The organism is Streptomyces sp. NBC_00425, assembly GCF_036030735.1.
In the GTDB taxonomy this organism is placed as follows: domain Bacteria; phylum Actinomycetota; class Actinomycetes; order Streptomycetales; family Streptomycetaceae; genus Streptomyces.
This window is the reverse complement of record NZ_CP107928.1, coordinates 7,081,939-7,095,782: the sequence shown is the minus strand read 5'-3', so window position 1 is coordinate 7,095,782 and position 13,844 is coordinate 7,081,939. Positions and strand designations below refer to the sequence as shown.

Sequence of the window (13,844 nt, the reverse complement as noted above, 5' to 3'; positions counted from 1 at the left end):
CGCCGGTGCGCGGGCAGGTGGAGAGGAGGCTTCAGGCGCCTTCCACCCTATTGCCTCCGCCGCCCCGACCGGTGCCGTCGGTCCCCCGCCGGACCGACCAGGACAGGCGGCGCCGGCCGTAACCTCCCCGGCCGGCCCGCAGACCGCTCCCGGGGCGGTGCGCGACCAGGTGTCGGCGGTGCCCGGCGCCGACGGGGGTGCGCGGTGTCGGGCGGGCATGTCAGCCGGCATCCGGCAGGTCGCGCCGGTGTGCGGCGGGGCCGCCGGGGTCGTCCTCCTCGTGGCGCGGCTGGGGCAGGACCGGCTGGAGCACCAGCATGCGCTCGACGAGACGGAGGAACATCGCCACGTCGCGGATCAGGTCGTCGGCGTCCCGACGCCCGGCCGCGCCCTGGATGCCCGCCTCGGCCCGGGCGCGCCGCCGGGCGCCGGAGGCGAACAGCGCGCTCCACTCGGTGAGTTCGGGGGCTATCTCGGGAAGCACCTCCCAGGCGCTGCGGATGCGGGCGCGGCGGCGGGAGGAGGGTTCGGGGCGGCCGCGGGCGGCGAGCACGGCCGCCGCGGTGCGCAGGGCCGCGAGATGGGCCGTGGCATAGCGGTCGTTGGGGGTCTCGAGGGCGGCCGCCTCCTCGAGGCCCGCGCGGGCCTGGGCGAGCAGGTCGAGGGCGGCGGGCGGGGCTGTGGTGCGGCGGAGCACGGGGTGCACATCGCTCGCCGGGCCGGTCAGTGAGGGGGCAGGGCCGGTGGCGCGGCGCCGGTGTGCGGCGGCTGCGTGGTGGTTGGCCATGACGAACCTCCTGTCGTCAGTGTGACGGCGCGTCCGATACGGGCTGCCGTATGTGCCCATCGTGCGGTATGCCACTGACAATCCGTTCTGACCTGGGACTTTGCCTCGATCGAAAGTTCGGGTTAGTTTTGCACTGACCAGTCAGTTCAAAAACCCACCGGGGGGAACCAGTGGACGAAGTCGGTGTCGCAGCCGACGGCTTGGGGCTGCGAGGCCCCCGCGGATGGGCGTTCCGAGGCGTGGACGTCGACGCGGAGCCGGCATCGCTGATCGCGATCGAGGGGCCCTCGGGCTCCGGCCGGACGAGCCTGCTGCTCGCCCTCACCGGGCGGATGAGGACCACGGAGGGAACGGCGGCCGTCGGTGCGGCCCGGCTGCCGAGGCAGATGGCCGCCGTACGGCGCGTCAGCGCGCTCGCGCACGTCGCCGGTGTGACGGACCTCGAGCCGGCCCTGACGGTCGGCGAGCACCTGCGCGAACGGGCACTGCTGCAAAGGCGGTTCGACGGCTCCGTCAGGGATCTGCTGCGCCCGCGCGCGCAGCGGGAGGCGCGCACGGCGTCGCGGATCGACACCGCGCTCGCGGCCGCCGGGCTCGACCGCGAGACCCTGCCCAAGGGCGCGCGCACCGCCGTCCGCGATCTGGAGCGCACCGAGGCCCTCCGGCTCTCCGTGGCGCTGGCGCTCATCGGGCGTCCGCTGCTGCTCGGCGTCGACGACATCGACCTGAAGCTGACGGACGCCGAGCGGACCGAGGTCTGGACGCTGCTCAGGTCGCTCGCGGAGGCGGGGACGACGGTCCTCGCCGTGTGCGGCGGCGAGGCTCCCGCGGACGCCGTCCGGGTCCGCACGGACCCGGGCACGGCCGCCGTGGCACCGGCCCCGCAGGACGGCGTCCGCACGCGAAACGCACCGGAACCCGTGCCCACCGGGGCGGGGCAGGACGGCGACCACGCCGTGGACACCGGACCGGGCGCCACCGACGCCCGGGCCGACGACGAGAAGGAGGGTGCGCATGCGGACGCCGAGACTGGCCGCGCTTGAACTACGGCGGTTCGGCCGGGGCAGGCTCCCGCGGGCGGCCCTGGTCGCGCTGCTGCTGCTGCCGCTGCTGTACGGAGCGCTGTACCTGTACTCCTTCTGGGACCCGTACGGCAGGCTCGACCGCATCCCCGTGGCGCTGGTGAACGACGACACGGGCGCGACCGCCGACGGCAAGCGGATCACCGCCGGGGACGACATCACCGCGAAGCTGCGCGACAGCGCGGTCTTCGACTGGCACGAGGTGAGCGCCCGGGAGGCACGCGCGGGCGTGGAGGACGGCAGGTACTACCTGTCGCTGACCATGCCCGCCGACTTCAGCCGGCGGATCGCCTCCAGTTCCGGCGACTCCCCCGCGACGAGCGCCCTACAGGTGCGCACCAACGACGCGAACAACTACATCGTCGGGCAGATCTCCCGGACCGTCTTCAGCGAGGTGCGCACGGCCGCGTCCACGAAGACCTCCCGGTCCTTCCTCGACAAGATCTTCGTTTCCTTCTCCGACATCCACGGCAAGACCCAGGAGGCCGCGGACGGGGCAGACGACCTGACGGGCGGCATCGGGAAGGCCGCGAAGGGCTCCAAGGCCCTCGCCGACGGGCTCGGCGACGCCAAGGACGGCAGCGGCAAGCTGGCCAAGGGGCTGACGACGCTCGACGAGCGCGCCGACGCCCTGGAGGACGGCTCGCAGAAGGTCGCGGACGGCACCCAGGCGCTCGCCGACAAGGTCAACGGATTCTCCGGCGCGGTGGGGCCCTTCCTCCAGGACAACGAGAAGACCATCGGCGACACCGCCCAGCTGGTCGCCGACTCCGCCGAGCTGATCGACGGCGATCTGGCGGCCCTGGTGAAGGCGGCGCCACCCGCCGCCAAGGCCGCCCACACGGCCTCGGACGCCCTCGCCGCCATCCACAAGTCACGCTGCGAGACACCTGTGCTGCCCGACCCCGCCTGCGCCGAGCTGGCGAAGGCCAAGGACTCGGCCGCCGACGTCGCGACGGTCGCCGACGACGTCAACACGCTGGTCGCGGACCAGGACGGCGACCTGAAGACGCTCCGCACGAACCTGGGCGCCCTGCGGAAGCAGGCGCAGTCGCTCGCCGACGACGCCCCGCATCTCTCCGAGGACCTCGCCGACGCCGTGACCAAGGTCAACGCGCTGAACACGGGCGCCTCGAAGGTGGCCAAGGGCGTCAAGAAGCTGAACGGCGGGCTCGGCACCGCCAAGACGGGCTCCGTGAACCTGGACGCGGGCGTCGGCAAGTTGGAGACCGGCGCCGAGAACCTCGACGGCGGCATGTTCAAGCTCTCCGACGGGTCCGGCAAGCTCGCCGACGGCCTGCACGACGGCGTCCGACGGATCCCCGACTACGACGAGCCGCAGCGCGACGCGCGCACCGCCGTCATGGCCGACCCCGTGCGGCTCGCCTCCCAGGACCTGCACAAGGCGCCTAACTACGGCACCGGATTCGCCCCGTACTTCATCCCGCTGTCGCTGTGGGTGGGGGCGATGGTGGCGTACATGCTGATCGCGCCGATGAACCGGCGTGCGCTGGCCGCCGGCGCCCCGGCGTGGCGGATCGCGCTGGCGGGCTGGCTTCCGGTGGTGGCGATCGGCGTGCTGCAGACCACGGCGCTGATGGCCGTGCTGCACTGGTGGGTCGGTCTCCAGATGGTGCGGGCGGCGGGCACGGTGGGCTTCCTGTTCCTGGTGTCGGCGTGCTTCGCGGCGCTCGTGCAGTGGCTCAACGCGCGCTTCGGCGCGGCGGGCCGGATCCTCGTCCTCGCCCTGCTCATGCTGCAGCTCACGTCCGCGGGCGGCACCTATCCCGTGCAGACCAGCCCCGGCTTCTTCAACGCGGTCCACCCCTACCTGCCGATGAGTCACGTGGTCGACGCACTGCGCCGGCTCATCACGGGCGGCGGCCTGGCACCGGTGTGGCACGCGTGCGTGGTGCTCGTCGCCTTCACCGCGGGAGCCCTGGCGCTGACCGCCCTGTCGGCGCGCCGCCGGCAGGTGTGGACGCCGGCCCGGCTGCACCCGGAGCTGACCCTGTGAGGATCCGTCGTCCGGGCGGCCCAGTTCCTGTGACAATCGGGACCATGGAAAGCAGCACCGCCCCGGGCGGCCGCACCCGCCGCGAGGCCACCCGGCAGAAGCTCTACGAGGCGGCCGTCACCCTGATCGCCGAGCAGGGCTTCTCCGCGACCACCGTCGACGAGATCGCCGAACGGGCCGGCGTCGCCAAGGGCACGGTCTACTACAACTTCGCGAGCAAGTCGGTCCTGTTCGAGGAGTTGCTGCGGCACGGCGTGGGCCTGCTCACGGCCTCGCTGCGCGAGGCCGCCGAGCGCACGGCCCGGGAGGGCGGCGGCAAGGTCGACGCGCTCGACGCGATGATCCGCGCGGGCCTCGTCTTCATCGACCGCTACCCGTCCTTCACCCAGCTGTACGTGGCCGAGCTGTGGCGCACCAACCGGGCCTGGCAGTCCACGCTCATGGTGGTCCGGCAGCAGGCGGTGGCCGTCGTCGAGGAAGTGCTGCGCGAGGGCGTGGCGGGCGGCGAGTTCAGCGACGAGATCGACGTACAGCTGACGGCGTCCGCGCTGGTCGGCATGGTCCTGGTGGCCGCCCTCGACTGGCAGGCCTTCCAGCCGGAACGGTCACTGGACGACGTCCATTCCGCGCTCTCCCGGCTGTTGCAGGGACGGGTCAGCGGGTGCCGCTAGCCGAACGGCACGCGCGTGCCGAGGCGAGCGACCTCCCCACGCGCGTGCAGCGGCGCCGTCGACGCGCGGGCACACGAAAGCGCCGGTCCGCAGCGGCCACGTCCCCCGTGGGCCGCCGCTGACCGGCGCTTCCTCGTGCTCCCCCGTTCCCCCTTCTTCTCCCCCGTGTCCCCCGTTGCCCCCGTTCGGTCGTCCCCCTGGGGATCCCCCGTGCCTCGCTCCCGCCGAACCCTCCGGCGGAAGGAGCGGATCGAGGGCCGCTCCGTTCCGGCGCCCCGTGTCGCCGGTGCCGGAGCCGCCCCTCTCTCCGTGTCTCCACTCTCCCGTCCTCGCAGGTCGACGCCCATCCGTGCGCATACTCAACTCACCCCCTAGGTACGCGTACTCAGGCCCGCGCGCTCATCCCCAGGACGCCGTGCGGCCGACTCGTTACGATCGCCTCCGTGTCCGTACTCCCCCTCGTCTTCACCAGCGGCTGGGCCAGCGGCGTCAACGCCTACGCGGTGGTGCTGCTGCTCGGCGTGTTCGGCGCCACCGGCCTGAGCGACGACGTCCCCGGGACGCTCCAGCGCCCCGAGGTGCTCATCGCCGCGGGCGTCCTGTTCCTGTGCGAGGCGGTCGCCGACAAGATCCCGTACGTCGACTCGGCGTGGGACGCGGTGCACACCGTCGTCCGGCCGGCGGCGGGAGCCTGGGTGGGCGCGGTGCTCGCCGGGCAGAGCGGCTCGCTCTCCGACGCGGCGGCCGGCCTGATCGGCGGTTCCACGGCGCTGGCCAGCCACGCCGTCAAGGCCGGCACCAGGATGGCGGTGAACTCCTCGCCGGAGCCGTTCAGCAACGTGATCGTGAGCCTGGCCGAGGACCTCGGCGTCGCCGGGATCGTGACGTTCGCGATCTTCCATCCGGTGGCCGCCTCGGCCGTCGCGGCGACGCTGCTGGTGGCCGGGCTGACGGTGCTGTTCTTCCTCGTCTCCCGGATCCGGCGGTTCCTGCGACGCAGGGCGCAACGGCGGGAGGAACGCCGGCTCACCCGGCTCCCGTGGCCGCCGCCGGGCTGACGGCGTGGGTGTCGGCGGCGGCCGATAAGGTCGCGGCATGGCAGGGATTGCGGTGATCGGCGCCGGCATGGGCGCGCTCGCGGCGGCCGCCCGGCTGGCCGTCGCGGGCCACCGGGTGACGGTGTACGAGCGGACGGACACGTACGGCGGAGCGGTGCGCCGCTTCGAAAAGGACGGGTTCGGCTTCGACACCGGTCCCGGGCTGCTTCCGCTCCCGGCCGTCTGGCGCGACCTGTTCGTCAAGACCGGCAAGGAGCCGCTGGAGGCGTGCGTCGAGCTGGTCCAGGTAGACCCGTCGGCCCGCCACGTCTTCGCCGACGGAACCGAGGCGGCCCTGCCGAACGCCTCACGCGCGGGGGTCGTCTCCGCGCTGGACGAGGCACTGGGTGCGCAGGCCGGGCAGCGCTGGGGCGACTTCCTGGTGCGGGCCCGCGAAGCCTGGGACCGCACCCGCCGCCCGCTCCTGGAGGAGCCCTTGTGGCCCGACTGGTCGGTGCTGGCCGACCGCGAGCCCTACCCGGCGGTGCCGCACAGGCGTCTGGTGCGCACCCGGCGCGCCGGCACCCTCGCCGAGGTGGGCGCCTGGGAGCTGCGCGACCCCCGGCTCGCCGCGCTCCTGGAGTCCCACGCGCTCGCGTACGGGCTCGACCCTCGGGTCGCTCCGGCGAGCGCGGCCGTCCTGCCGTACATGGAGCACGCCTTCGGCACGTGGTACGTGCGCGGGGGGATGCGGGAGCTGGCCCGCGCGGTGTACGAGCGGTGCCTGGCCCGCCGGGTCGGGTTCGTCTTCGACGCCGAGGTGACGCGCGTACTCGAGAAGGACGGCCGGGCCGCGGGCGTGGAGCTGGCCGACGGCCGCGTGGCGGACGCGGACTTCGTGGTCGCCCCGGGCAGCTTCGCGGGCCTGCCCGTCCGGGGCGAGGGCGAGGTCGTCCCCCAGCGTTCCCTGCCGAGCCGGCTGACCGTGCTGATGGCGCTGCGCGGCCCCCGTCCGCGGGACGCCGCACATCGCACGGTGGTGCACACGCAGGACCGAGAGGGCGAGCTGGCGGGCCTCTTCGGCGCCGTGCCGTCCGCGCCCGCGCTGCCGACGGTGACGGTCCTGCGGCCGGACGACGCCCGGCTGGTCCCGGACGGCGACCACGAGGCGGTCACGATCACTGCCGTGGTGCCCGCCGGACCGGAGTTGCCCGGCGACCAGACGGAGCTCCGGGCGGACGCCCTGGTCGCCGCCGCCGAGCGGGCCGTCCCGGGCCTGCGCGACCGCGTCCTGTGGCGGGAGGTGCGCACCCCGGCCGACATCGCACGGGAGACGGGTGCGGCGGGCGGGGCCGTTCCGGCGCCGGCGTTGGCGGCGGCCGGGGGGCGGCTGCTGCATCCCGCCAACTCCACCGGACTGCAGGGCCTGTTCGCCGTCGGCGGCTGGTCGCATCCGGGCGGCGGGCTGCCGCACGCGGGGATGTCGGGCGCGTTGGTGTCCGGTCTGATCGTGGAGGGGCCGCAGTTCCGGGGCTCGCAGTGAGCGCCCGGGGGCGCGGCGGGCGCACGGCTCGGAAGCCGGCGAACGGGGCTCGGCGGTGAGCGCCGGGTACGGTCGGTGGGCGGACCGGGCCCGCGGTGACGGTCGGCCGGGGCACGCGGTGGGTGAACGCGGCCGTCAGAACCGATACTGCTCGTCGTAGCCGGTTCCCTGGCCGGGCCCCTGCTGCTGTCCTTCGCCCTGGTAGGGGTACTGCTGCTCGGACGGGAAGTCGCCGCCCAGGGGATCGTCGGTGTTGCGCTGCTGCGGGACCCAGACGCCGCCGGCCGGGGTCTCGCCGTAGCCGCCGCCCGTGCCGTACTGGTCCTGGCCGTAGCCCTGCTGCCCGTACTGCTGCTGCCCGTAGGCGGGGTCGTAGGAGCCTCCGCCGTAGGTCTGGGTGCCGATGTACGGGTCGGAGTAGGCGGCGTACTGCTGCTCGCCGGTGGCGTCGTAGCCGTACTGCTGCTGGTAGCCGGAGTAGCCGTCGTAGCCGTAGTTCTGGTCGGCGCCCTGGGCGGCGGTGGCGTACTGGTCCTGCTGCTGGCCCTGTTGCTGCCCCTGGCCGGTCGATGCCGCGTACGCGGCATCGCTGTATATGCCGTAGGAGCCGGTGTCGTCGGGCATCGGCTGCGGCTCGTAGACGGAGGCGACCGCGGTGTCGGCGGTGCGGGCGGCGGGGGTGAAGACGTCGTCGCGGTCGAAGTCGTCGTCGTAGGCGTCCCCGGCGCCGCGGCCGCGGACGGAGTCCGCTGCGTCGGCGTCGTAGGGCGCACCGGAGTCGAAGCCCTCCTCGGCCGCCTGCAGACCGGAGACCTCGAGGCTCGGGTCCTGGCGCTCGGCCTTGCCGCGGCGGCGTTTGGCGACCTCGCCGCCCTCACCGTCCGCGTCGGCGCGCCGGAAGGCCCAGCCCTCGGCGAAGCCGCGCCGGAAGGACAGCGTGACGTAGGTCTGGCCGACCGCGAAGGCGACCGCGCCCAGTGCGATGACGACGACCGACGGGATCAGGACACCGAGAACCACGCCGAGGAAGCCCACGAAGGCCAGCAGCCGCCAGCGCAGCCGCGCCTTGTACTGCAGCAGCACCTCACCCAGCAGCCACAGCGCGACGATGCCGAACGCGATGTAGAGGACCGTCCAGCCCATGTACGCCCCTCTCCCAGTGGCCGCTACGCAGTGTGTCGTAAGTCGGTGCGACCGGTCTAGGCCTGCGGCGGATGGTGCAGGCCCAGGTTCTCGTAGATTTCCAGCGTCGCCGTGGAGCTGTTGAGCGTGATGAAGTGCAGTCCGGGCACTCCCTCGGCCAGCAGCCGTGCGCAGAACTCCGTGGCGAAGTCGATGCCAATGGAGCGTACAGCGGACGGATCGTCTTTGGCTGTGAGGATCCGCTCTTTCAGGGCGGCCGGGAAGTGGGCGTTGCTGAGCTGGGGCAGGCGTTCCAGCATCTTCACACTCGTCACCGGAAGCACCTCGGGGATGACCGGAGTCACACAGCCGGCGGCCTCGACGCGGTCGCGCAGCCGCAGATAGGAGTCGGGCTCGAAGAACATCTGCGTGATGGCGTAGTCGGCGCCGGCCCGGCACTTGTCGACGAAGTGCGCGACGTCCTTCTCCCAGGCGTCGGAGCGCGGGTGCATCTCGGGGAACGCGGCGACGCCGACGCAGAAGTCGCCCGACTCCTTGATGAGCTGGACGAGTTCGGCGGCGTACGTCAGACCCTGCGGATGCGGGACCCAGGCGCCCATGGGGTCGCCGGGCGGGTCGCCGCGCACGGCCAGCATGTTGCGGATGCCGGCGTCGGCGTACTGGCCGATGATGTTGCGCAGCTCGGCGATGGAGTGGTTGACCGCGGTGAGGTGGGCGACCGGGGTCAGGGTGGTGTCCGCGACGATCTGCTCGGTCTCCTTCACGGTGCCCGCGCGGGTGGAGCCGCCGGCGCCGTACGTCACGGAGACGAAGTCCGGGGCGACCGCCTCGACCCTCCTGAGGGCGCTCCACAGGTTTCGCTCACCCTTGGGAGTCTTGGGCGCCGAGAACTCGAAGGAGTACGTCGTCTTGCCCGTGGCGAGCATGTCGCGCACGGTGCGCGCGTGGTCCGTCCTGGTGGATGCGGTTCCTAGGGCCATACCCGCAGGTTAGTCAGGGGTGGGCGGTCCCCCAACCGGATGCGGGATATTTGCCCGAATTGCCGACTTGTTGTCCATCCCTTGGACAGTCGTACGGGAAACGACCGTATGAGCCGGAGCCAGGCGGGCCGGCCGACGGGCCGCCCGCCTCGTCCTACGCCTCGCTCAGCCGCTTCGCGAACTCGGCCGCCGCGGCGCCCGGGTCCGCCGCCTCGGTGATCGCCCGGACGACCACCACCCGGCGGGCGCCCGCCGCGAGCACCTCGTCGAGGTTGTCGAGGTCGACGCCGCCGATGGCGAACCACGGCCGGTCGGTGCCGAGGCCGGCGGTGTGCCGGACCAGGTCGAGGCCGGGGGCGTGCCGGCCGGGCTTGGTGGGGGTCGGCCAGCACGGGCCTGTGCAGAAGTAGTCGACGCCCTCCTGGACCGCGGCCGCCTCGGCCTCGGCCGCCGCGTGCGTGGAGCGGCCGACGAGGACGTCGTCGCCGAGGATCGCGCGGGCCGCGGGGACCGGGAGGTCGCCCTGGCCGAGGTGGAGGACACCGGCCCCCGCGGCGTGCGCCACGTCCGCGCGGTCGTTCACCGCGAGCAGCCTGCCGTGCCGGGCGCAGGCGTCGGCGAACACCGTCAGGTGCTCCAGCTCCTCGGCCGCCTCCATGCCCTTGTCGCGCAGCTGGACGATGTCGACGCCGGCCGCGAGGACGGCGTCGAGGAACTCCGGGAGGTCACCCTGTCGGGTGCGGGCGTCCGTGCACAGGTACAGCCGGGCCGCGGCCAGGCGGGTGCGGGCGGTGTCGGGCATACGAGGTCCCCCAGGGTGGTGGCGTACGGGGGCCTGGTGCACCCCCGTACACCGGGTGTCGGTGCGGATCCGCGGGTCAGACGGCGAGCGCCTGGGCGCGGCGCTTCACCTCCGTGCCGCGATTCTCACTCAGGGCCTGCGCGGGCGTACCGGGCAGGCTCGGGTCGGGGGTGAAGAGCCACTCGAGCATCTCTTCGTCCTTGAAGCCGTCGTCCCGCAGCAGCGTCAAGGTTCCGACCAGGCCCTTCACCACCTTGTCCCCGTCGATGAAGGCGGCGGGGACGTGCAGCGCACGGTTCTCGCCCCGGCGGACGGCGATGAGCTGGCCGTCCTTGATCAGCTGCCGTACGCGGATCACGTCGACATCGAGCATCTCCGCGATGTCGGGCACGGTGAGCCAGGCGGGGACGAGAGCATCGGTCTTTGCGTCAATCTCGGTCACGGGAACAAGCCTGCCATCTGCCACCGACAGTCGGAAGCCGGGCCGGTCCGACCAGGGGGCGGGAGTCAGGCGGTGGCCGCCTTCAGCGGCCGGGCCGGGTCCACGAGGAGCCGCGGGTTCATCGGCGTGCCTGCCTCGATCAGCCGCCTGCCCTGGGCGAGGTCGCGCGGCCGCCCCACGGCCAGCAGGGCGACCAGGCGGTCCTCGTGCAGCCAGCAGACGGTCCAGGCCGGCCCCGAAGGCTCGCCGCGCCACAGCAGGGCGTCGGCGTCGGCGTGGTGACCGGCGTACTGGACGAAGCGGCCGAACTGCTCGGACCAGAAGTACGGGACCGGGTCGTAGGGGACCGGGGGCTCGCCGGTGGCCGCGCCGAGGATGTTCGCCGCGACCGTGCGCGGCCCCTGGAGGGCGTTGTCCCAGTGGTGGACGAGGAGCCGCTCGCCGTACCTGCGCGACGGGAAGGAGGCGCAGTCGCCGACCGCGTACACGTCCGGCAGGCTCGTGCGCAGGCTCTCGTCCGCCACGACCTCGTGGTGCGCGCCCAGCTCGACGCCGGAGCCGGTGAGCCAGGCGGTCGCGGGGCGGGCGCCGATGCCGACCACGACCGCGCCCGCGGGCAGCCGCGAGCCGTCGTCCAGCACGACGGCGCCGGGCTCCAGGCGCGCCACGCGCGCGTGGGTGCGCAGGTCGGCGCCGCTGTCGGCGTACCAGTCGGCCATCGGGGCGGCGACCTCGGGCGGCAGCGCCCCGGCCAGCGGACGGTCGGCGGCCTCGACGACGGTGACCGCGCAGCCGGCCTCGCGTGCGGCCGTCGCGAACTCCGCGCCGATCCAGCCGGCGCCGACGACCACGATCTCGTGCTGCCGGGCGAGGACGGGCCGCAGGCGCTCGGCGTCGTCCAGGGTGCGCAGCAGGTGCACGCCGGGCACGCCCTCGGAGCCCGGCAGCCGGACCGGCTCCGCACCGGTGGCGAGGACGAGCACGTCGTACGGGACGGGCCCGCGTTCGGTGTCCAGCTCGTGGTCGGCGGGACGCAGGCCGAGGACCTCGCGCCCGAGCTCCAGCCGGATGCCGAGGGCTTCGAAGTCGACGTCGAAGGCGGAGTTCTCGGCCTTGCCCAGCAGCACGGCCTTGGACAGCGGGGGCCGGTCGTAGGGCTGGTGGGGTTCCGCGCCGATCAGGGTGACGGCTCCGTCGAAGCCCTGCTCGCGCAGGGCGACCGCGGTCTGGACCCCGGCCATGCCCGCGCCGGCGACGACCACGCGCCGCGCTCCGGACCGGCCCTCTTCCTGCCTCTGCTCGCTCACCCGATCACCATAGACACCTGACGTTTCGTCAGTCAGCCGCCCTGCTCGGTGACCTGTTCCACACCGCGCCGGACGTCCTGTGCACCGCGCGGGGATTCCTCCCCTTCATGCGGGATTCCATCCGGGATTTCATCCAGGATCTCGTCCGGGATCTCGTCCGGGATCTGCTCCACGACGCTGGTGCCGTGTCCGGGCTGCGACTCCCACTCCCACGTCTCGTCCAGGCGCAGCCTGCCGTCGGGCAACTCCAGGACCGTCGACACGCAGTGTCCCGAGGAGGTCGTCCCGTCGTGCTTGAGCTGGACGTACCGGAAGTCGAGCCGGTCCCCCTCACGGGTGCCCACCAGGTGCCCGCGCACGACGTCGCCGCCCGCGTAGTCGGCCCAGACCGCCCCGTCCCGCTCGTGGTAGGCGAAGCGGGTGCGCAGGCCGACCTGCCCGGGAGCCTGGTCGGCCACGGGGGCGAGGACGAGGCCGTCGAGCGAGCGTGCCATGGGCGGGGGCTCCCTTACTGAGGCGTGTCACGTCGGGCTAGGGTGGCCAACGTAGAGCACTCGCGGGAGCCCGGACGCACCGGGCTGAGAGGGAGGCTGGCGGCCTCCGACCGTACGAACCTGATCCGGGTCATGCCGGCGAAGGGAGGGGCTGGACGCCCATGTCGTCTCCACGCACACCAGACGTCCTCGTCATCGGGGGCGGGATCATCGGTCTGGTCACCGCCTGGCGGGCCGCGCAGCGCGGCCTCGCGACGGCGGTGGTGGACCCGGAGCCGGGCGGCGGGGCCGCCCAGGTGGCCGCCGGGATGCTGGCCGCCGTCACGGAACTCCACTACGGCGAGCAGACCCTGCTCGGTCTCAACCTCGCGTCGGCCCGCCGCTATCCGGACTTCGCGGCCGAGCTGACGGAGCTGACCGGGCTCGACGTCGGCTACCGGCGCTGCGGCACGCTCGCGGTCGCGCTGGACGCCGACGACCGCACCCATCTGCGCGAACTGCACGCCCTGCAGCGGCAGTCGGGGCTGGAGTCGGAGTGGCTGTCCGGGCGCGAGTGCCGGCGTCTGGAGCCGATGCTCGCGCCGGGGATCCGTGGCGGACTGCGGGCCGACGACGACCACCAGGTCGATCCGCGGCGGCTGGCCGGGGCCCTGACGGCCGCCTGCGAGCGGGCGGGCGTCGTCTTCCACCGCACATGGGCGGAGCGGCTGACGGTCGTCGGAGACCGGGCGACGGGCGCCGTCCTGCGGGACGGCACGACGGCGACGGCGGGACAGGTGGTGCTCGCCGGCGGCAGTCTGAGCGGACGGCTCGCGGGCGTACCGGCGGACGTGCTGCCCGCCGTACGGCCCGTCAAGGGGCAGGTGCTGCGGCTGGCCGTGCCGGCGCGGTGCGCGCCGTTCCTGAACCGGACCGTGCGGGCCGTGGTCCGCGGCAGCCAGGTCTACCTGGTCCCCCGGGAGAACGGCGAACTGGTGGTGGGCGCGACCAGCGAGGAGCTCGGCTGGGACACCACCGTGACGGCGGGGGGCGTGTACGAGCTGCTGCGCGACGCCCACGAGCTGGTCCCGGGCATCACCGAGCTGCCGCTCACCGAGACGCGCGCGGGACTGCGTCCGGGGTCCCCGGACAACGCGCCGCTGCTGGGGCCGACGGAGCTGCCCGGGCTGTTGCTGGCCACCGGTCACTACCGCAACGGCGTGCTGCTGACGCCGGTGACCGGTGACGCGATGGCGCAGGTCCTGGCCACCGGGGAGCTGCCGGACGAGGCCCGACCCTTCACCCCCCGGCGTTTCGGCGCCGCCGCACTCTTGGAGCAGCCCGCGTGAACGACCGTCTGAACGTCTCGGTCAACGGGGAGCGGCGGGAGTTCGCTCCCGGCACCGCTCTCGAAAGCGTCGTGCGGTCCCTGACGCCCGCGGCCTCCGGGGTGGCGGCCGCCCTCAACGAGACCGTCGTCCCGCGCGCGCAGTGGCCGTCCACGGCGCTGTCCGACGGGGACCGCGTGGAAGTCCTCACCGCGGTCCAGGGAGGCTGAGC

General features: G+C 73.7%; 13 protein-coding genes, 1 pseudogene and 1 riboswitch. Of the genes and pseudogenes, 7 read left to right on the top strand and 7 right to left on the bottom strand.

Features of this window, described 5'->3' with window-relative positions; all coding sequences use genetic code 11:
- Positions 1 to 220: 220 nt before the first annotated feature.
- Positions 221 to 787 carry an SAV_6107 family HEPN domain-containing protein gene (locus OHS82_RS31130; RefSeq protein ID WP_057580024.1) on the bottom strand — a complete coding sequence of 189 codons (567 nt, stop codon included), beginning with the start codon at positions 785 to 787 and terminating at the stop codon, positions 221 to 223.
- 170 nt (positions 788 to 957) lie between these two features.
- Between OHS82_RS31130 and OHS82_RS31125 the strand changes: the two genes are divergently transcribed.
- The 5 genes from OHS82_RS31125 (at position 958) to OHS82_RS31105 (ending at position 7,137) form a co-directional block, all read left to right on the top strand.
- Positions 958 to 1,830: an ATP-binding cassette domain-containing protein gene (locus tag OHS82_RS31125; protein WP_057580022.1), complete on the top strand. Its 873-nt coding sequence runs from the start codon at positions 958 to 960 to the stop codon at positions 1,828 to 1,830.
- Positions 1,802 to 3,886, top strand: coding sequence for a YhgE/Pip family protein (locus OHS82_RS31120; RefSeq protein WP_057580021.1), 2,085 nt, complete (start codon positions 1,802 to 1,804; stop codon positions 3,884 to 3,886). The genes OHS82_RS31125 and OHS82_RS31120 overlap by 29 nt, the downstream gene beginning before the upstream one ends.
- Before the next feature lie 44 nt (positions 3,887 to 3,930).
- On the top strand, positions 3,931 to 4,557 hold the full coding sequence (locus OHS82_RS31115) for a TetR/AcrR family transcriptional regulator (protein ID WP_057580019.1): 627 nt from the start codon (positions 3,931 to 3,933) through the stop codon (positions 4,555 to 4,557).
- Between the two features lie 443 nt (positions 4,558 to 5,000).
- On the top strand, positions 5,001 to 5,615 hold the full coding sequence (locus OHS82_RS31110; protein WP_057580017.1) for a DUF4126 domain-containing protein: 615 nt from the start codon (positions 5,001 to 5,003) through the stop codon (positions 5,613 to 5,615).
- A gap of 37 nt (positions 5,616 to 5,652) precedes the next feature.
- The gene (locus OHS82_RS31105; RefSeq protein WP_057580015.1) at positions 5,653 to 7,137 is read left to right on the top strand and encodes a phytoene desaturase family protein; all 1,485 of its coding nucleotides are present in this window, start codon (positions 5,653 to 5,655) and stop codon (positions 7,135 to 7,137) included.
- Between the two features lie 135 nt (positions 7,138 to 7,272).
- On the opposite strand, the gene OHS82_RS31100 is transcribed toward OHS82_RS31105, so the two are convergent.
- The 6 genes and pseudogenes from OHS82_RS31100 to OHS82_RS31075 form a co-directional block, all read right to left on the bottom strand.
- Positions 7,273 to 8,280, bottom strand: a complete 1,008-nt coding sequence (locus OHS82_RS31100) for an SCO2102 family sporulation regulator (protein WP_057580013.1) — start codon at positions 8,278 to 8,280, stop codon at positions 7,273 to 7,275.
- Between the two features lie 56 nt (positions 8,281 to 8,336).
- Positions 8,337 to 9,260 (bottom strand): methylenetetrahydrofolate reductase [NAD(P)H], encoded by a 924-nt coding sequence (metF, locus tag OHS82_RS31095; RefSeq protein ID WP_057580011.1) that lies wholly within the window; start codon positions 9,258 to 9,260, stop codon positions 8,337 to 8,339.
- Between the two features lie 154 nt (positions 9,261 to 9,414).
- The gene (gene thiE, locus OHS82_RS31090) at positions 9,415 to 10,062 is read right to left on the bottom strand and encodes a thiamine phosphate synthase (protein WP_328435025.1); all 648 of its coding nucleotides are present in this window, start codon (positions 10,060 to 10,062) and stop codon (positions 9,415 to 9,417) included.
- Positions 10,063 to 10,138: 76 nt separating this feature from the next.
- Entirely contained in the window at positions 10,139 to 10,504 is a 366-nt protein-coding gene (locus tag OHS82_RS31085) for an Rv2175c family DNA-binding protein (RefSeq protein ID WP_057580009.1), read from the bottom strand.
- 65 nt (positions 10,505 to 10,569) lie between these two features.
- Complete coding sequence (locus tag OHS82_RS31080; protein WP_079041330.1) at positions 10,570 to 11,811, bottom strand: NAD(P)/FAD-dependent oxidoreductase; 1,242 nt, start codon at positions 11,809 to 11,811, stop codon at positions 10,570 to 10,572.
- Positions 11,812 to 11,972: 161 nt separating this feature from the next.
- Positions 11,973 to 12,305: pseudogene (locus OHS82_RS31075) on the bottom strand (hypothetical protein); the annotation flags it as partial.
- 52 nt (positions 12,306 to 12,357) lie between these two features.
- Positions 12,358 to 12,469: riboswitch (TPP riboswitch) on the top strand.
- Between OHS82_RS31075 and thiO the strand changes: the two are divergent.
- Positions 12,467 to 13,633, top strand: coding sequence for a glycine oxidase ThiO (gene thiO / locus OHS82_RS31070; RefSeq protein WP_057580006.1), 1,167 nt, complete (start codon positions 12,467 to 12,469; stop codon positions 13,631 to 13,633). Its footprint overlaps the riboswitch before it by 3 nt.
- An 8-nt stretch (positions 13,634 to 13,641) precedes the next feature.
- Positions 13,642 to 13,842: a sulfur carrier protein ThiS gene (gene thiS / locus OHS82_RS31065; protein ID WP_057580307.1), complete on the top strand. Its 201-nt coding sequence runs from the start codon at positions 13,642 to 13,644 to the stop codon at positions 13,840 to 13,842.
- The last annotated feature ends 2 nt before the right edge of the window (positions 13,843 to 13,844 follow it).

Coding starts and splice junctions, on each gene's coding strand:
- OHS82_RS31130 (WP_057580024.1), bottom strand. CDS start 787: ATGGCCAACCACCACGCAGCCGCCGCACACCGGCGCCGCGCCACCGGC.
- OHS82_RS31120 (WP_057580021.1), top strand. CDS start 1,802: ATGCGGACGCCGAGACTGGCCGCGCTTGAACTACGGCGGTTCGGCCGG.
- OHS82_RS31115 (WP_057580019.1), top strand. CDS start 3,931: ATGGAAAGCAGCACCGCCCCGGGCGGCCGCACCCGCCGCGAGGCCACC.
- OHS82_RS31105 (WP_057580015.1), top strand. CDS start 5,653: ATGGCAGGGATTGCGGTGATCGGCGCCGGCATGGGCGCGCTCGCGGCG.
- OHS82_RS31100 (WP_057580013.1), bottom strand. CDS start 8,280: ATGGGCTGGACGGTCCTCTACATCGCGTTCGGCATCGTCGCGCTGTGG.
- metF (WP_057580011.1), bottom strand. CDS start 9,260: ATGGCCCTAGGAACCGCATCCACCAGGACGGACCACGCGCGCACCGTG.
- thiE (WP_328435025.1), bottom strand. CDS start 10,062: ATGCCCGACACCGCCCGCACCCGCCTGGCCGCGGCCCGGCTGTACCTG.
- thiO (WP_057580006.1), top strand. CDS start 12,467: ATGTCGTCTCCACGCACACCAGACGTCCTCGTCATCGGGGGCGGGATC.